General features: G+C 39.2%; 19 protein-coding genes and 1 tRNA gene. 13 read left to right on the top strand and 7 right to left on the bottom strand.

All coding sequences use genetic code 11. The features are described from left to right. Nucleotides 1-57: 57 nt before the first annotated feature. Complete coding sequence (lepA, locus tag ATE92_RS05440; RefSeq protein ID WP_100802741.1) at nt 58-1854, bottom strand: translation elongation factor 4; 1797 nt, start codon at nt 1852-1854, stop codon at nt 58-60. A gap of 222 nt (nt 1855-2076) precedes the next feature. Here lepA and ATE92_RS05445 point away from each other — a divergent pair, with 222 nt between their 5' ends. Both ATE92_RS05445 and dusB read left to right on the top strand, forming a co-directional pair. Further along, entirely contained in the window at nt 2077-4497 is a 2421-nt protein-coding gene (locus tag ATE92_RS05445) for a TonB-dependent receptor domain-containing protein (RefSeq protein WP_100802742.1), read from the top strand. 53 nt (nt 4498-4550) lie between these two features. Continuing rightward, complete coding sequence (gene dusB, locus ATE92_RS05450; protein WP_100802743.1) at nt 4551-5543, top strand: tRNA dihydrouridine synthase DusB; 993 nt, start codon at nt 4551-4553, stop codon at nt 5541-5543. On the opposite strand, the gene ATE92_RS05455 is transcribed toward dusB, so the two are convergent. Further along, nucleotides 5540-6745 (bottom strand): ABC transporter permease, encoded by a 1206-nt coding sequence (locus tag ATE92_RS05455; RefSeq protein ID WP_100802744.1) that lies wholly within the window; start codon nt 6743-6745, stop codon nt 5540-5542. The genes dusB and ATE92_RS05455 overlap by 4 nt on opposite strands. Nucleotide 6746: 1 nt before the next feature. Then, a complete protein-coding gene (gene rbfA / locus ATE92_RS05460) occupies nt 6747-7139 on the bottom strand; it encodes a 30S ribosome-binding factor RbfA (protein WP_100804362.1) in 393 nt (130 codons plus the stop codon). A 64-nt stretch (nt 7140-7203) separates the two neighbouring features. Here rbfA and mce point away from each other — a divergent pair, with 64 nt between their 5' ends. Then, on the top strand, nt 7204-7614 hold the full coding sequence (gene mce / locus ATE92_RS05465; RefSeq protein WP_100802745.1) for a methylmalonyl-CoA epimerase: 411 nt from the start codon (nt 7204-7206) through the stop codon (nt 7612-7614). Nucleotides 7615-7682: 68 nt separating this feature from the next. After that, nucleotides 7683-7756, top strand: a tRNA-Ile gene (locus ATE92_RS05470). A gap of 557 nt (nt 7757-8313) precedes the next feature. On the opposite strand, the gene ATE92_RS05475 is transcribed toward ATE92_RS05470, so the two are convergent. Then, nucleotides 8314-8901: a riboflavin synthase gene (locus ATE92_RS05475; protein WP_100802746.1), complete on the bottom strand. Its 588-nt coding sequence runs from the start codon at nt 8899-8901 to the stop codon at nt 8314-8316. A 60-nt stretch (nt 8902-8961) separates the two neighbouring features. Between ATE92_RS05475 and pdxA the strand changes: the two genes are divergently transcribed. From pdxA to ATE92_RS05520, 9 genes are all read left to right on the top strand, one after another. Beyond that, nucleotides 8962-10026 carry a 4-hydroxythreonine-4-phosphate dehydrogenase PdxA gene (gene pdxA, locus ATE92_RS05480; RefSeq protein ID WP_100802747.1) on the top strand — a complete coding sequence of 355 codons (1065 nt, stop codon included), beginning with the start codon at nt 8962-8964 and terminating at the stop codon, nt 10024-10026. Between the two features lie 79 nt (nt 10027-10105). Next, nucleotides 10106-10651, top strand: a complete 546-nt coding sequence (locus ATE92_RS05485) for a DUF177 domain-containing protein (RefSeq protein ID WP_100802748.1) — start codon at nt 10106-10108, stop codon at nt 10649-10651. Between the two features lie 9 nt (nt 10652-10660). Further along, a complete protein-coding gene (gene rpmF, locus ATE92_RS05490; RefSeq protein ID WP_100802749.1) occupies nt 10661-10858 on the top strand; it encodes a 50S ribosomal protein L32 in 198 nt (65 codons plus the stop codon). Nucleotides 10859-11027: 169 nt separating this feature from the next. After that, nucleotides 11028-12023, top strand: coding sequence for a beta-ketoacyl-ACP synthase III (locus ATE92_RS05495; RefSeq protein WP_100802750.1), 996 nt, complete (start codon nt 11028-11030; stop codon nt 12021-12023). A 34-nt stretch (nt 12024-12057) separates the two neighbouring features. Continuing rightward, nucleotides 12058-12543 (top strand): acetyl-CoA carboxylase biotin carboxyl carrier protein, encoded by a 486-nt coding sequence (gene accB, locus ATE92_RS05500; RefSeq protein WP_100802751.1) that lies wholly within the window; start codon nt 12058-12060, stop codon nt 12541-12543. A gap of 76 nt (nt 12544-12619) precedes the next feature. After that, nucleotides 12620-13972 (top strand): acetyl-CoA carboxylase biotin carboxylase subunit, encoded by a 1353-nt coding sequence (accC, locus tag ATE92_RS05505; protein ID WP_100802752.1) that lies wholly within the window; start codon nt 12620-12622, stop codon nt 13970-13972. Nucleotides 13973-14070: 98 nt separating this feature from the next. After that, on the top strand, nt 14071-15201 hold the full coding sequence (locus ATE92_RS05510; RefSeq protein WP_100802753.1) for an FAD-binding oxidoreductase: 1131 nt from the start codon (nt 14071-14073) through the stop codon (nt 15199-15201). After that, nucleotides 15198-15884, top strand: coding sequence for a monofunctional biosynthetic peptidoglycan transglycosylase (mtgA, locus tag ATE92_RS05515; protein ID WP_100802754.1), 687 nt, complete (start codon nt 15198-15200; stop codon nt 15882-15884). Before ATE92_RS05510 ends, mtgA begins: the two co-directional genes overlap by 4 nt. After that, nucleotides 15881-16339, top strand: a complete 459-nt coding sequence (locus tag ATE92_RS05520; RefSeq protein WP_100802755.1) for a 3-oxoacyl-ACP synthase — start codon at nt 15881-15883, stop codon at nt 16337-16339. Before mtgA ends, ATE92_RS05520 begins: the two co-directional genes overlap by 4 nt. A 34-nt stretch (nt 16340-16373) precedes the next feature. Here the strand turns inward: ATE92_RS05520 and ATE92_RS05525 are convergent, their stop codons facing one another. Genes ATE92_RS05525 through ATE92_RS05535 form a run of 3 tightly spaced genes read right to left on the bottom strand, consistent with a single transcriptional unit; the run spans nt 16374 to nt 18553 of the window. Next, nucleotides 16374-17081, bottom strand: coding sequence for a YqjF family protein (locus ATE92_RS05525; protein ID WP_100802756.1), 708 nt, complete (start codon nt 17079-17081; stop codon nt 16374-16376). A 9-nt stretch (nt 17082-17090) separates the two neighbouring features. Beyond that, the gene (locus ATE92_RS05530; RefSeq protein WP_100802757.1) at nt 17091-17615 is read right to left on the bottom strand and encodes a hypothetical protein; all 525 of its coding nucleotides are present in this window, start codon (nt 17613-17615) and stop codon (nt 17091-17093) included. Continuing rightward, nucleotides 17612-18553 (bottom strand): ABC transporter ATP-binding protein, encoded by a 942-nt coding sequence (locus ATE92_RS05535; protein WP_100802758.1) that lies wholly within the window; start codon nt 18551-18553, stop codon nt 17612-17614. The genes ATE92_RS05530 and ATE92_RS05535 overlap by 4 nt, the downstream gene beginning before the upstream one ends. Between the last annotated feature and the right edge of the window lie 43 nt (nt 18554-18596).

Consider the following 18596-nt stretch of genomic DNA (forward strand, 5'->3'; position numbering starts at 1 on the left):
AAAAAAATCCGAAGCTCTTGTGCTTCGGATTTATATAATTAGTTTGAATAAGGGTAATTAGTCGTTCAACTTAAGTACTGCCATAAAAGCTTCCTGTGGAATTTCAACGTTACCAACCTGTCTCATTCTCTTCTTTCCTTTTTTCTGCTTTTCCAATAGCTTTCGTTTTCGTGAAATATCACCACCGTAACATTTTGCAGTTACATCCTTTCGAAGTGCCTTTACGGTTTCTCTCGAAATAATTTTTGCGCCAATAGCTGCTTGTATTGGAATATCGAACTGTTGCCTCGGAATAAGCTGCCGAAGCTTTTCGCACATTTTCTTTCCTATATCATAGGCATTGTCCTTGTGCAATAAGGCAGAAAGCGCATCGACAATATTTCCGTTTAACAACACATCAACTTTTACAAGTTGTGATGTGCGCATTCCAATAGGCGAATAATCAAAAGAAGCATAGCCTTTCGAAACCGTTTTTAATCGGTCATAGAAATCGAACACAATTTCAGCCAATGGCATATCAAATGAAAGCTCAACACGTTCTGTCGTTAAGTATGTCTGATTTGTAATTTCTCCTCTTTTTTCAATACAAAGGGACATCACTGAACCTACAAAATCGGATTTCGTAATGATGGTAGCTTTTATATAAGGCTCTTCCACTCGATTTAACGAAGAAGGCTCGGGCAAATCGGATGGATTATTGACTAAAACTATAGTATTTGGTTCCCGGTTGGTATATGCATGATACGATACGTTGGGAACGGTGGTAATTACCGTCATATCGAATTCCCTCTCCAATCGCTCCTGAATAATTTCCAGATGCAACATTCCTAAGAAACCACATCGGAAACCAAACCCTAGCGCCATGGAACTTTCGGGAATAAAAACCAACGAAGCATCGTTAAGTTGCAATTTTTCCATGGAGGAACGAAGTTCTTCGTAATCTTCGGTATCTACGGGATAGATTCCTGCAAAAACCATAGGCTTTACATCCTCAAAACCTTCAATCATATTGGTGGTAGGACGTTTTGAATCGGTAATAGTGTCTCCTACCTTTACTTCTTTCGCTTCTTTAATTCCGGTGATGAGGTAACCCACGTCTCCGGTTCTTATAACATCTTTGGGCTGTTGCTTGAGTTTGAGCGTGCCTACTTCATCGGCAAAATAGGATTTGCCGGTTGCCATAAATTTTATGTGTTGTCCTTTTCTAATTTCTCCATTGAGAACCCTAAAATAGGTTTCAACACCTCGAAACGGATTGTAAACCGAATCGAAAATCAAGGCTTGCAAAGATTCCTCGGGATTTCCTTTAGGTGGAGGAACTCGTTCGATAATTGCTTTTAATATTTCTTCAATCCCAATTCCCGTTTTGGCACTCGCAGGGATTACATCTTCATGCTTACAACCCAATAAATCTACAATGTCATCGGTTACCTCTTCCGGGCTTGCCGAAGGAAGATCTACTTTATTAAGTACAGGAATGATTTCCAAATCATTTTCCAGGGCCAAGTATAAATTCGAAATAGTTTGCGCCTGAATACTCTGAGCAGCATCGACAACCAATAATGCCCCTTCACAGGCGGCAATCGACCTGGAAACTTCGTATGAAAAATCTACGTGTCCGGGAGTATCAATTAGGTTTAGTATATAGTGCTCTCCTTCATAAACATAATCCATCTGAATGGCATGACTTTTAATGGTAATACCGCGTTCACGCTCCAAATCCATATTGTCCAGCAACTGATCTTGTTTCTCCCGACTAGTTACTGATCCGGTGGCATCCAACAAACGATCGGCTAAGGTACTCTTCCCGTGATCTATGTGTGCAATGATGCAAAAATTTCTAATATTCTTCATAACAGCGTCCTCGATGCATTTAAGGCTGCAAATATAGCTTAAAAAGCCAGCATTATTTAATTAACTGCACCTGAGACACTAAAAAAATGAATATAGGACAATTCCTATTAAAAAAATAATTGACATCTTTGTATAGGCAGCTTACTGATAACTCTTCTTTTAGCTCCCCGGGAAGAGCACTAATTGAAAACTAACAAACCTTAAACAAAGCTGCTGTCTGAGATGAAAACCTTTCTAACCCTGATACTGCTGTTGTTTTGCGCAACACCCATCTTGGCTCAAACCGCTTCGGTTAAGGGGAAGGTTGTAGACGATAAAAACAATCCTCTGCCACTTGTGACAGTCTTACTTTATACAGAAGGGTCCGGACAGCCTTCAGCAGGAACTTCCACAGATGATGACGGATTATTTTTACTGAATAATCTGGTTGCCGGAAACTATACTCTTGAGTTCAGCTATATTGGTTATCAATCTATTACCAATAGTGTCCTTATTTCTGAAACACTTGACCTGGGCATCATCACACTTGCTGAAGCACCCGAGGCATTGGGCGAAACGGTCGTGGAAGTTAGAAGACCAACTATTCAGAAAGAGCCGGGAAAACTAATTTTTAATGTTGAAAACACCTCTTTATCTACCGGAAACACCTTCGACTTACTCACAAAAACACCCGGTGTTATTGTAATTCAGGATCAGGTGACCATTAAAAGCAAACCCACACTTATATTTATTAACGGAAAAAGAGTCTATCTGTCGGCTACCGAAGCGGCTTCACTTTTAAAAAATGTGGATGCTTCAATTATTAAATCGGTTGAAGTAATAAGCAATCCTTCAGCAAATTACGACGCCGAAGCAGGTGCTGTTCTTAATATTATTACTTCAAGAGCCATTTCGGTTGGGTATAAAGGAGTTATCAACGGACGTTACGAACAGGCAGTCTATCCAAAATATTCCATTGGGACATCGCATTTCTACAAGAATGATTGGGTTAACTTTTATACAGGGTATAGTTTTAATCCGAAGAAAGAATACAAAGACCAATTCGATGAAATCGTCTTTTATGAGCCAAGCGGAGATATAAAATCTATTTGGAATACCGATTTTACCAGAACTACAAAATCGTATGTGCATCAGGGAAATCTTATAGCCGACTTTTCAATTAATGAAAAGAATACGTTAAGCTTCTCATCAAACATATTTGTCTCGCCTAACAAACAATTTACAAATACGGTTGCTGCCGAAATTGCCAATGCACAACAACAATTGGATTCCACGTTCTTGACCAACAGCGATTTGAAAAACAATCAGTACAACCTCGCTTTTACAGGAGAGTATAAAACCATTCTCGATGAAAAAGGTTCCAGTCTAGCCGCAACTGCCAATTACATTTTGTACGACGAAGACCAAAATCAAGATGTAATTACCAACTATTTTTTACCCAACGGAGATTTTATTAGAGAAAGCAGCTTTTTTACAAAATCCTTGCAGCAAAGCAACATACTTACCACAGGATTGGATTTAAACATACCCTTAGAATCTTCAACTATTGACGCAGGGGTTAAATATTCGAATATCGACACCCAAAGCGGGCTCGATTATTTTAACACGGTGAATAACAGCATGCAATTCAATCCCGCTTTATCCGATTCTTTTGACTATGAAGAATCGATTTATGCTGCCTATTTCAACTTTTCGAAAGAATGGACTAAGTGGCAATTCACATTGGGACTACGAACAGAATTTACCAAGGTAAATGGAGACTCACAATCTCTAGGGATTGTAAACACCCAGGAATATCTCGATTGGTTTCCGGCGGGTTCACTGCAATATCATATCAACGACTTTAATTCCATAGGATTGAGTTATGCGAGACATATTCAGCGCCCGAGATACCAGAGTTTAAATCCGTTTAAGTATTTTTTAAATGAAAACAATTTCAATGGAGGGAATCCGAATCTGGTGCCGGCCATCGACGAAAAGATTACATTAAGCTACAGTCATAAAAGCAAATGGTTTTTCGATCTGTATTATCAGCAAACAAAGGACGCATTAAGCTTGTTGCGCTTTCAGGATAATGAGGCGCAAATACTACGTACCGAAGACGCCAATTTAATTAAGGAATTTCAATACAGTCTGGATATAGTACACGTCTCCTCCCTAACTTCCTGGTGGTATATGAGTTTGTATACCTCCGGATTTTATTTTGAAAACGAATTCTACGCCATGGAAAGCGTTGAAGAAACCTATGTTAACAGTACGTATGGGGTGTATGGGCAGATTTATAACGGACTTACAATAACCAAAGACAGAAGTTGGTCCGGAGACATTACCGCAACGTATCTTTCCGATTTTATCTATGCTTCTCACGATTACGGCAATCAGTTTTCGCTGTCTTTTTCTATTCGGAAATCATTTTGGAATAACACCGCCAGTATTACTGCGGGGATAAATGATGTACTGGATACTTATAACGTCCCTGTGGTTTCAAAATACTACAATCAGAATAACAGTTATTTCGCCCAACCCGAATCCAGACTCTACCGGGTAAGCTTTAAATATACCTTCGGAAACGCCAGCCTACGCGACAATAATCGCGATAATAAGCCGGTTGAAACCGAACGTTTGGAGAAGAAAGACCCCTAGTTTCAAGCTAATAGTAGTAAATACATACTAATTTCATTATTTTTGCAGCCTGAATGGCAATGATAGGCAACATAAATGTGGGAGAATTCCCGTTACTCCTCGCTCCTATGGAGGATGTGAGTGATCCACCTTTTAGAGCACTTTGTAAAGAACAAGGCGCCGATGTGGTGTACACCGAGTTTATTTCTTCGGAAGGATTAATTCGTGATGCCGCCAAGAGTGTTATGAAGCTGGATATTTATGAAAAGGAGCGACCGGTAGGGATTCAGATTTTTGGAGCAGTATTGGATTCTATGTTGCAGAGTGTTGAAATTGTGGAAGCCAGCGGCCCCGATATTATTGATATTAACTTTGGCTGTCCGGTAAAGAAAGTGGTTTGTAAAGGCGCCGGAGCAGGAATCTTAAAAGATATCGACTTGATGGTTTCCTTGACCGAAGCCATGGTAAAACACACCAAACTTCCTATTACCGTTAAAACCAGATTGGGCTGGGATCATGATTCCATTAAAATTGTTGAAGTTGCAGAACGTCTTCAGGATGTGGGTTGTCAGGCTATTTCAATTCACGGCCGTACACGGGCTCAAATGTACAAAGGGGAAGCAGATTGGAGACCTATTTCAGAAGTGAAAAACAATCAGCGGATGCATATTCCCATTTTCGGAAACGGAGATGTAGACACTCCCGAAAAAGCGATGGAAATGCGCGACAAGTTTGGACTTGACGGCGCGATGATTGGTCGGGCAAGTATTGGTTATCCCTGGTTTTTTAAAGAAGTAAAGCATTATTTTAAAACCGGAGAACACTGTCCCCCACCTACGATGACGGAACGAGTGGATGCTGCGAAGCGTCACTTACAGATGGCAATCGATTGGAAAGGTGAAAAACTAGGAGTTTTTGAAACCAGACGCCATTACACGAATTATTTTAAAGGAATTCCCGATTTTAAGGAATATAGAATGAAAATGGTCACCAGTGACGATTCGGCTTCGGTATTTGAAGCTTTTGATGAGGTTTTGGAGCTATTTGGAGACTACCAATTTGCTTAAGACAATAGTTTTTCCCGCACTCTTCCCGATGCAATTTTTGAGGCCAGCAAGCCTAAAATTGAAATAGTTGCAAAAACAATCAGAATATTTATGGGCTTCAACTTAACCGGATAAGGGAGTGATGCCGTGATATTGATAAATTCAAACTTTAACTGAGCCGCAACCGCCAACACTCCTAATAATATCCCTACAATTCCACCTAGTGTGGTTAGCAAAGTACCTTGAAAAAAGAAAATCTTTCGGATATCTTTCAGCGTAGCCCCCATATTATAGAGTGTTTTGATATTTTTTCGCTTGTCGAGAATCATCATTATAATAGAACCGATTACGTTGAAAAGCGCAATAATGAGAACCAACGTAAAGATGAGGTAGACCGCAATGTTTTCGGTGTTCAGCATCTTATAGAGCGCATCGTTTTGCTGAATTCTGTTTTTTAGAATAATTCCTTCGGAAAAAATTGGAATAATTTTAGAGCGAACATTCGCCTCGTCGTAACCTGGAAACAATTTTATTTCGACCGAAGAAACCTTCGAGCTATCCATTTGTAATAGAGAACGTGCAAAATCGATGTCTGAAAATACATATTTACTGTCCAGATCTTCATTAACCTGATAAACCCCTGAGGCAACGGCATTTTCTTTTGTAAATGCCTGTGAAGGATCCAGCGGGTTTATTTGTCCGGTTCCCGGTTTGGGAACATAAATTTCCAGCAAATCCATATAGTCCTGTACCCCAACAGATAGTTTTGCGGCGGTGCCCAATCCAATTACTACCTCACTTTCATCAGGCACGAGCCAGCTGCCAAAATACAGTATACTGTCTAACTGATTTACCCGCTTATAGTTTTCGTCAATTCCCTTAATATAAGCGATATGATTTTTCCCTTTATACTGAAGAAAGATACGCTCCTCAATAATTTTTGAAAAGGCCTTCACGCCTTCAACATTTTGCAATTGTAGCGCCTGCGTTTCAGTAAAGGAAATTGTTTTTCCGCTTTCGGGATATATTTTTAAATCGCTATCGAAGACATTGGTGAATTGGAGACTAAAATCTTTTAATCCCGAGAACCCCGAAAGCACTATAAATAAAGACATGGCTCCCACGACAACACCAACTGCCGCTATTCCTGTAATAACGTTTATAGCATTATTACTGCTTTTGGAAAACAGATACCTTTTGGCAATGTACAAAGGGAATCTCAACTTATGTTTTTTTACGCTTGGGTAGAATATCCGGGTTTTGTATGGGATTTTCTTGTCCTTTTACAGCCTTTTCGATGTTTTCTATATACTCGAGAGAATCGTCGTTGTAAAAGTGTAAATCGGGCATTTTACGAAGCTGATGTTTTGTGAGCTGGGCGATTTGATGCTTGATTTTAGATTTCAGTTCGTTTAATTCGGCCGTAACGGTATTAGCTTTTTCTGCAGGAAATACACTGGCGTATACCTTTGCAATGGAAAGATCGGTCGTTACTTTTACTTTTGAAACGGAAATAATTATCCCTAGTTGCCCGGCTTCGCGGAGCATTCCTTGCAGTACATTTGCCAAATCGGCTTGTAAAACTCCTGCAATTTTCTTTTGTCTGTTACTTTCTATCATACTGCAAAAGTAGCACATTTAAAGATTTGTTATTTTTTTAAATAACAATACATTTACATTTATGAAAAAAATTGAGCATATAGGCATAGCTGTTCGAAATCTCGAAGAAGCAAATAAGACTTATAAAAGTCTGTTGGGTTTTGAGCATTATAAGACAGAAGCGGTTGAAAGTGATGGAGTTATGACCTCTTTTTTTACTTGTGGAGAAAGTAAAATTGAACTTTTGGAGGCTACAAGCCCCGAAAGCCCGGTGGCCAAATTTATTGAGAAACGAGGAGAAGGGATCCATCATATTGCTTTTTACGTAGATGATATAGTCGCTGAAATGGCACGATTAAAAAACGAAGGATTTACAGTTCTAAGTGAAAAGCCAAAAAGAGGAGCTGATAATAAATGGGTTGCTTTTTTACACCCGAAATCGGCTCACGGAGTGCTTATAGAATTGTGCCAGGAAATTACAGAAGATCATTGATAACCCAATATTAACCCTAAATAGTTTTGCAGTCACTATAAAGTGTTTTACATTTGCAACCGGTTTTTGGTCCCATAGCTCAGCTGGTTAGAGCACCTGACTCATAATCAGGGGGTCCATGGTTCGAGCCCATGTGGGACCACTTTTTTAGTTTGAAACTTTATTTGGAATTATAAAATTTGCTTTTCACCGGAATAATTTTGGGCGAAAACCTGCCCGACTGTTCAGGCGGGGTTTATACTGAGCACCGTCGATGTGAGCCCATGTGGGACCACTTTTTAGTTTGAAACTTTATTTGGAATTATAAAATTGGTGTGTCTCCTAGATTATTTGGTATAAAAGGACAATCTTGCACTTTATTAATGAGCCTATTAGGATCATTTTTTTATTGTGTAAGGCACAATTAAATATAAAAAATTGAGTTTATAAGTTTTGGATAAATTAATTTTTTATTCGTTGTTTAAAAAAAATTATTACATTAGCCCCTGTATATGCGACCCCAAATCGTAAGAATATTAGCCTCGGTACTTTGTATATTTACGAGTACATCTATGCTTGCACAGTCTCCCGGCGGTGGCTCAAGCCCACCCCCGCCTACAACGCCACCACCTGAATTACCACTAGATAGTGGTATTTTAATTTTACTTTTTATCGGTTTTGTGTATGGATGTTATGTAGCAAATAAAAAATTGCGCAACATCAAAAAGCCGGGATAAGCCTTTTTAGGTACTTTCCTACAACATCAAATTCAAGATTTACTTTAGATTCAACTTTTATATTTTGAAAGGTCGTATTCCAATATGTATAGGGAATAATTGCAACCCTAAACGAGTCTTTTTTTGAATCCACTACCGTAAGACTTACTCCGTTAACAGTTATTGAACCTTTCTCAATGGTAATATTTCCCTTCGAAGCGTCGTAGTTAAACACAAAATACCAGCTGCCATCGGCTTCAACAATCTCTTTACAAATACCGGTTTGGTCAATATGTCCTTGTACCAAATGCCCGTCGAGACGATCTCCCAGTTTCATTGCACGCTCTAAATTTATACGACTTCCAGCATGTAAAGCTCCAAGGTTTGTTTTCTCCAGTGTTTCTCTAATTGCCGTAACTGTATAATGCCCGGGAGTTATATCTACAACTGTTAAACACACTCCATCGTGTGAAACACTTTGGTCAATTTTGAGCTCAGCGCTTAACTCACTTTTAATTTGAATGGAAAGGTTTTCGCCTTCTTTATGAAGGGAAGTTATTTCTCCAATTGCTTCAATAATTCCTGTAAACATGGTTACATTTGGTTACATTTGTAGCACAAAAGTAACAATAATTAGGGCTTAACTGATAGAATGAATCAACAAGATAAAATAGTTTTGGGAATTTCGATTGGCGACTTAAACGGGATTGGCAGTGAAATCATTTTAAAAACATTTGAGGACAATCGCATCCTGGATTTTTGTACTCCCGTTATTTTTGCTTCCGTTAAATTGATGTCCTTCTACAAAAAAACATATGAGACCGATATAAATTTCCACGGAATAGAAAATATTAATGATGTGCTTCCCAAGAAGGTGAATGTCTTGAATGTTTGGAAGGAGCCTGTTGAAATTAATTTTGGAAAAGAGGATAAGGCAAGTGGAGCCTATGCCATCAAATCACTACAAGCGGCTGTTAGCGCATTAAAGTCAAACAAGATAGATGTACTTGTAACGGCACCCATACATAAGGCGAACATACAATCTGAAACTTTTAAGTTTCCGGGACACACAGATTATCTGGCCCGGGAGTTGGAAGGAGAAAGTATGATGTTAATGATCTCTGAAAAGCTTCGGGTGGGATTACTTACAGATCACGTGCCGGTTAAAGACGTTTCAAAAACAATTACCAGAGAGCTTATTGAAAAAAAAATAATTACTATTCATAAGACGCTAATTCAGGATTTCGGAATTGAAAGACCTAAAATTGCAGTACTCAGTATTAATCCGCATGTTGGAGATAACGGTGTTATTGGCGATGAAGACGATACAGTTTTAATTCCCACGTTGGACAACTTGCGAAAGAACGGCAAAATTGTCTACGGGCCTTATGCAGCCGATAGTTTTTTTGGTTCTGGGAATTATAAAAATTTCGATGCAATTATTGCCGCATATCACGATCAAGGTCTGGTTCCTTTTAAAACAATTGCCTTTGGCACAGGTGTTAATTACACCGCCGGCCTTAATAAAATTAGAACATCTCCCGATCATGGAACAGCTTTCGATGTTGCAGGAAAAAATGTTGCCAACGCCGATTCGTTTAAAGAAGCGGTCTTCAGTGCAATTGAAATATTTAAAACCCGAAAAGAATACTTGGAGATTTCAAAAAATCCGCTCTCAACAACCCGCCGAAAAGTGCTTTCAAAAAAGAAGCAATAATATAATTTGCTATTAAAATAATTTTTTATCTTTGCACCCGCCTTATTCCTAAAGGTGGACGCTTAAAATTGATGTGATTATGAAGGAACTGAAAGAATTTACCATTCCGTTCGTTGGATTGAAATTAGGAGAACATCGATTTGATTTTACCATTGGGAAAACGTTCTTTGAGCATTTTGAGTATGACGAATTTAATGATGCAAACATTAAACTCGATGTATTGCTGTTGAAAAAAACAACCTTACTTGAATTTACACTTTCTTTTGAAGGGTCCGTAAATGTAAATTGTGATATCACCAACGAACCCTATAATCAGGAGATTTCGGGAAATTTTTACTTTGTGGTTCAATTTGGAGATGAATTCAACGACGAAAACGAAGAACTTTTAATACTTCCACACGGAAGTTATGAGGTGAATATTCAGCAATATGTGTACGAGTCGATTGTGCTGGCAATACCCGCCAAGCGAATTCATCCGGGAGTAATAGACGGGACATTAAAAAGCGACATACTTACAAAACTTGAAGAATTAAGCCTTAAGGAAGAAGAAGATATTTCACCGGAGAAAGGTGATACAACAGACCCACGTTGGGACTCATTAAAAAAACTATTAACGGATAAATAATATAGAGTAATGGCACATCCTAAAAGAAAAATCTCAAAAACCAGAAGAGATAAAAGAAGAACACATTACAAAGCAACTGCTCCTCAAATTGCAACCGATCCAACTACCGGAGAGGCGCATTTATACCATAGAGCTCATTGGCACGAAGGTAAATTGTACTATAGAGGTCAAATTGTAATTGATGCAACCGAAGAGGTAGAAGCATAATATAGGTTCTTATAAAAAAATTAAGACTCTCACATCAATGTGAGAGTTTTTTTGTTTTTTATAGCTGAAATAGCAAAAACAAGCAATTTTAGAGCAATTTTTGATTAAAATTTAGTAATTTTCACTCCTTTTAAAGGAATTTTACCTTTATCGAATCTAATTCAACTATATGAGTACAATCACAGCAGCAATTACCGCTGTAGGGGGCTATGTACCGGACTACGTTCTCACCAACCAAATATTGGAGACAATGGTGGACACTAATGACGAATGGATAACAACGCGTACCGGAATTAAGGAACGCAGGATATTAAAAGATAAAAACAAAGGCACTTCTTACCTTGCCATTCAGGCAGCCAAAGACCTTCTTAATAAAAGCAATACAAATCCCGAAGATATCGATATGGTGATTATGGCGACAGCCACGCCCGATATGCCCGTTGCCGTAACAGGTGTTTATGTCGCTACCGAAATAGGTGCTGTAAATGCGTTTTCATATGACCTTGTTGCGGCCTGTTCCAGTTTTCTTTTTGGAATGTCAACAGCAGCAAAATATATAGAATCGGGTAGATATAAGAAAGTACTTCTAATTGGCGCCGATAAAATGTCTTCCATTATCGATTATGAAGATCGGGCTACTTGTATCATCTTTGGTGATGGAGCAGGTGCCGTACTTTTTGAACCCAACACGGAAGGTCTTGGTGTTAAGGATGAAATCTTGCGTACCGACGGAATAGGAAGACCTCACCTGAAAATAGATGCAGGAGGTTCCATACTTCCAGCTTCAGCCGAAACTGTAGCCAATAAACAGCACTATGTTTTTCAGGACGGAAAAACAGTTTTTAAATTTGCCGTATCCAACATGGCCGATGTGAGCGAAAAAATAATGAATCGCAACGGTCTTTCAGGAGAGGATGTACAATGGCTGGTTCCGCACCAGGCGAATAAAAGAATTATAGACGCTACAGCAAAAAGAATGAATTTACCAGAAGAAAAAGTGATGATGAATATTCATAAATATGGAAATACAACATCTGCAACACTTCCGCTTTGCCTTCAGGATTACGAAAAACAGCTTAAAAAAGGAGATAATTTAGTATTTGCCTCATTTGGAGGAGGCTTTACCTGGGGCGCCGTTTATTTAAAATGGGCTTACAATTCATAAATAACTAACAAATCGAAAACAAAAAATCAAAATTATGGATTTAAAAGATATTCAGAATTTAATAAAATTTGTGGCGAAATCCGGAGCCAGTGAAGTAAAACTGGAAACCGAAGACGTAAAAATTACGATTAGAACCGGAGGTGATGAGCGAAGTGAGACCACCTATATTCAGCAAATCCCTACTATGGCGAACCCACAGCAGCATGGAATGCCACAGCAACAACAAAGCGCACCTGCATCGCAGGAAGCGGCCGCGCCTGCTCCTTCAGCCGATTCGAAATACATTACCATAAAATCACCCATTATTGGAACATTTTATAGAAAACCGGCTCCGGACAAACCAATGTTTGTTGAGGTTGGAAGTAATGTCAATGTGGGGGATGTCCTTTGTGTTATCGAAGCGATGAAACTCTTCAACGAAATTGAAAGTGAAATTTCCGGAAAAATTGTAAAAATTCTGGTTGATGACGCTTCACCCGTTGAATTTGACCAACCATTATTTTTGGTAGACCCATCTTAATTAAAATAACAAATCCCAAAGCTCAAATTCCAACTTATTGGAATTTGGTGTTTAACGATTGATATTTCAGAAAAATATGTTTAAAAAGATACTAATAGCCAATAGGGGAGAAATTGCACTTCGAATTATCCGAACGTGCAAAGAAATGGGTATAAAGACCGTTGCTGTTTATTCGAAAGCAGACGAAGAAAGTCTTCATGTTCGTTTCGCAGATGAAGCGGTGTGTATAGGTCCTCCGCCCAGTAGTGAAAGCTATTTAAAAATTTCAAATATTATTGCAGCTGCCGAAATTACCAACGCAGATGCGATACATCCCGGATATGGTTTTTTGGCTGAAAATGCCAAGTTTTCAAAAATATGTGAGGAACACAATATTAAATTTATTGGCGCATCTCCCGAAATGATTGATAGAATGGGGGATAAGGCCTCGGCCAAATCGACCATGATCGCAGCGGGAGTTCCATGTGTGCCCGGAAGTGAAGGGATTATTCCCGATTTTGAAACCTGTAAAAAACTCGCCAAAGAAACCGGCTACCCTGTTATGCTTAAAGCAAGCGCTGGAGGTGGAGGAAAGGGAATGCGTGCCGTTTGGAAAGAGGAAAAATTGCAGGACGCATGGGAATCTGCCCGTCAGGAAAGTAAGGCTGCATTTGGAAATGACGATATGTACATGGAAAAACTCATCGAGGAACCACGACATATCGAAATTCAGGTAGTTGGAGACAGCACCGGAAAAGCTTGTCATTTAAGTGAACGGGATTGTTCTATTCAACGACGTCACCAAAAACTTACCGAGGAAACCCCTAGTCCGTTTATGACGAAAAAACTCAGAAACGACATGGGAATGGCGGCTGTAAAAGCAGCTGAATATATAAAATACGAAGGCGCAGGGACGGTAGAATTTCTCGTGGACAAGCACCGTAACTTCTTTTTTATGGAAATGAATACGCGTATCCAGGTGGAGCACCCTATTACCGAGCAGGTGATCGATTTCGACTTAATTCGTGAGCAAATATTGGTGGCAGCGGGAGTACCTATTTCGGGAAAGCACTACACACCTAACCTTCACTCCATAGAATGTAGAATCAATGCCGAAGACCCTTATAACGACTTCAGGCCTTGTCCGGGAAAAATCACTGTTTTACACGCTCCCGGAGGTCATGGTGTGCGCTTAGACACCCATGTGTACGCCGGATATGTAATTCCGCCGTATTACGACTCGATGATCGCAAAGCTCATTACAACGGCCCAAACGCGTGACGAAGCGATCAATAAAATGAAGAGGGCTTTGGATGAATTCGTTATTGAAGGCGTAAAGACTACCATTCCATTCCACCGCCAGTTGATGGATCATCCGGACTATGTCGCCGGGAATTATACCACGGCGTTTATGAATACTTTTAAAATGACCCCCCCGGAAGACGAATAGTTTTTCTTGGAAATACCAAATAAACACCAGACATCATCAAGATATTTTTGAAGTTCGGTGTTTTTTTGTGACTTTTACGTAACACCTAACACCTAATCATGAACCTTTCCTATTGGGAACATAACACCTGGCTTCACAATATTGACTATGCCGTGATTGGAAGTGGAATAGTGGGGCTAAGCTGTGCTTTGTCACTTCGGAAGGAGTTTCCGAAAAGTAAAATTGTGGTTTTTGAAAAGGGAATGCTTCCCAGCGGAGCCAGTACAAAAAATGCAGGTTTTGCTTGTTTTGGAAGTGTTTCAGAAATTTTGGAGGATCTTAAAAGTCATTCCGAAGCGGAAGTAGTTGAATTGGTAAAAAAACGAGTGGCAGGATTAGAACTGCTAAAGAAAACACTTGGAGAGCAACAACTGCATTATTTTCAACATGGCGGCTATGAGCTATTTTCGCAAAGTGATGCCCATTTATATGAGAATTGCATCGAAAATATTTCGTACATCAATAATTTGTTAAAACCGGTGTTTTTAGACAAAAAAGACGTGTTTTCGATCAAAAATGATTCATTTGGCTTCAAAAATGTTCAAAAACAGCTCATTTTTAATCGGTTTGAGGGGCAGCTTGATACGGGTCAGATGATGTTAGGGCTTATTAAAAAAGCATCAAAAGAAGACATTTTAGTGCTAAATAGTGCTGAAATCACTTCATTTAGGCCCGAAAATGAGCAAATTTGGTTAAAAATGAATAATTCCGAAGAATTTTCAGCAAAAAAGGTTTTTATTGCTACCAATGGCTTCGCTAAACAGTTTATGAAAGACGAAGATGTAACTCCCGCAAGAGCTCAGGTTTTAGTAACAAAGCCCATAAAAGGATTACATTTAAAAGGAACATTCCATTTGGACAAAGGCTATTATTATTTCAGAAATATTGGCGACAGGGTCCTATTTGGCGGTGGGAGAAACCTCGATTTTAAAACGGAAGAAACTACACAATTAGGCCTTACTGAACTAGTTCAAAATAGATTGGAAGCTATACTTGCCACTACAATCTTACCGAATCAACCTTTCGAAATAGAAACGCGATGGTCCGGTATAATGGGTGTTGGCAGACAAAAGAAGCCCATTGTCAAGAAAGTTGCTCCCAATGTGTATTGTGGTGTACGTCTTGGAGGAATGGGAGTGGCGATAGGAAGTTCGGTTGGGCAGCAATTGGCAAAATTTGCAACAGAATGAAACGATTTTTCAAATTTACTCTAAAGAGTATCCTATGGTTTATCATAATAAGTCTGACATGGGTATTGTTTTATAAATGGGTTCCTGTTCCCTATACTCCCTTGATGGCGATTCGTTATTTTTCTTCGGAAGAGAACTATGAGCATAAGCACGATTGGGTTTCTATAGAAGAAATATCGCCCTATTTGCAATTGGCAGTAATTTGCGCGGAAGACCAAAATTTTACAAAACACAGAGGTTTTGATGTAAAATCGATCGAAAAAGCTTACGAAAACAACAAAAAAGGCAAAAAAACGAAGGGAGGGAGTTCTATTTCTCAACAGGTAGCTAAAAATGTTTTTTTGTGGCCGGACCGAAATTGGCTTCGTAAAGGATTGGAAACCTGGTTTACATTTTTAATCGAAACTTTCTGGAGTAAAGAACGAATTATGGAGGTATACCTCAATAGTATTGAAATGGGGAATGGGGTCTTTGGTGCCGAAGCTGCATCGCAATATTGGTTTCATAAATCGGCTAAGAATATTTCCAGAGATAATGCTGCGGCACTGGCCGCTATTTTACCCAGTCCTCGTAAATACAGAGCACAACCTCGTACTAACTATATTGAAAACAGAAAAAACTGGATTGTGAGGCAAATGCAAAATTATGGTACATTTACTTTGGATGAAAAGAGATCAGAATGATTGTTAAAGAGTTGAAAACCGCCTTGTTCGAGCAATGCTTCCAAGTAGTGGAGAAGCGACATCAAAAAATAAAGCAAACGATTTCCGATATAGAAGAATCGCTACTTGAAGAGACCTCAAGCAGCGCCGGAGACAAACACGAAACAGGACGAGCGATGCTTCAAATTGATCGGGAAAATGCAGGGAGACAATTGCTTGAGGTCGAAAATTTACAGGCTCTTGTAAAGAAAATCGATATTCGAGCCACTTCAGATTATGCACGCCTTGGAAGTTTAATATACACCAATCAAGGCGCCTATTTTATTGGGATATCCATAGGTGCCGTTGCTATAGGAAAAACGACTTATATGTGTGTTGCTTTACACTCGCCCATAGGAAATCAATTGTCGGGAAAGAAAAAAGGGGATGTATTTTTATTTAACAATTTGGAGTACACTGTAACTCAGGTATCTTAATCTTAAAAAATACCTGTGAGCCGCCTGGACATAATTAAAAGGTATTTTTGGGTTCTACTGTAATTGGAGAGCCTTCTGCAAGATAAATTGAAACAGGTTGATGCTTACTTAAAAATTCAAACGCGATTCCATAATTGGCAGTAAAGTCGATATGTGAAGAGAAATCCATCACCTTGTAATGTAACCAGCGCGGATGCGTCACTTCGTATTCGTTTGTTTTATTTTCGGAAACTTTCGCATAGCCCCAATAATGCTCTGTGATAAATTCTGCCTCCGTGTTTTCGTGAATTTCGAGAGGGTCTTTTTCAGTAGCAACCCTTATAAATTGCCATCCTCCGTCCAATCGCCATCTATACGCAATTTCCAACGCTGTTGGAAGCTCCTTCCATTCATGTTTCATGGGAAGCGTTCGATAATTCTCTTTGTAGATTAAATTGGCGATAAAAGTAATCGCCGGTTTGGGAACTATTTCTTTGATGAAAACTACTCCACGCCGCCAGGAATCCCCAACTTTTCGTTTTACATAAAATCGAAGGTTTACTTCTTCAAAGGTAGTATGGTAGGGAATTTTAACTCCCAATATTTTTGTGTTCACAAACATAAAACCCACCACGCTCACATAACACTTTTCATTCCATAGGTCAAGTTCGGTGCCGAATGGCACATATTCCTTTAAAACGGAAGGATTGACTTCGTAATTAACTAAGATTAGTTTTCGCCATTCTGCATTTAGAAAAGACATCCTTTGTGGCTAGTGTTTGGGAAGATAAACAGAAGGAATAGGATCCTCCTTGGTTTCCTGTTTCCAGTAAATATTGATGACCCACCATCGGTTGCCGTCGTATAAAAGCTGAATGCTGTTAATGCCGCGCATAAAGGGTTGCGCGTCCTTTTCAGTGTGAAACGCTTCGTAGGTGCTGAAAACTTGAGTGATATTTCCGAATGTATGTGTATTCCGGTGAATTTCCTTTTCAAAAAAACCATTTTCTATAAGCCAGGTACCACTACTTTTTATATAGTCATCGGGAGACATATAGCGCACTCCATACGAACCATCTGCAGCCTTTCCCGTGGGAATTAACTTGGCGTCAGGCTTAAACAGATACCTAAAAAGCTCCCAATTTCGCGCTTCCCCTTTCTCGCCCGAAATTACATCGTAAAGAGTAGCTAATGTGCTGTCCAAGGTCTCTACCTTGTCTGAATAGTCTTCTGAAGTGTTTTGTGCCGGCAATTGAATTATACACAACAGTGCAACAAGTAAAATTATTTTTTTCATTTTTTCTGTAGTTGAATTACACTTCCCCGTAGTAAATGCTCATGATGTTCAAAAAAGACTGAAGTTTCATTATACCTTCCTTCAATTAAAAAATACGAACCCTTAAAATACGAATTTTTCACGGTAATCTGAAGTTTTGTTTTGGCAATCGAAACTTTCAATTGATGAGGAAATAATAGTAATTCTTTGGAAGATTCTACATTTAACAATCGAGCCGGCAACACGGTTATTTCATCAAAAAATCCGGCCTGATAGGGAGTGGAGACATTTTTATAGACATACTCCGGCGTACCGAACGCATCGACAGTTCCATCTTTCAGAATTAGAAGGTAATCTGAAAACGCAAGTGCCTCATCACTGTCGTGAGTTGCCGTTATACAGCTAATTTCATTCTCCTTTAAATAATTGTACAAATTTCGTCGCAATTTGTTCTTTCGAAAAGTATCGATATTACTAAAGGGCTCATCCAGCAACAGCAACTCCGGCTTGTTCGCCAGGGCCTTTGCCAATGCCACACGTTGTTTCTGCCCGCCGCTGAGGTTTTTCACCTTGGTTTCGGCAAATTCCTGTAAATCTACCACCTTCAGCAATTCAGAAATACGCGCTGAATCCTTTTCCATATCGAACCGCGAAAGATGTGTTCCAATGTTTTCAGAAACCGTGGTATAGGGCATTACATTATATTCCTGCGCCACCAATTTTATAAAAGACTCACCCGGGATGAGGTTATGAGTAGGACCCAAAAGCTTCTTATCTTTCCAGGAAAGAATTCCGTGTTCCAAATGTAAGAGTCCGTAAATAATATGAAGTAAGCTAGATTTTCCGCAGCCACTTTCACCCAGGACCGCCAAATGTTCTCCTTTTTCAAGTTGAAAAGAAATGTCTTTTAGGATTTCCTTTTCCGAATACGCAAACGATTGTATTGAGACTGAAAGCATAGTAAAAACAAAGAAGGCTGTCAGGTTTCATTCAATTGAATTG

The organism is Ulvibacter sp. MAR_2010_11 (genome assembly GCF_002813135.1).
Lineage (GTDB): Bacteria > Bacteroidota > Bacteroidia > Flavobacteriales > Flavobacteriaceae > Altibacter.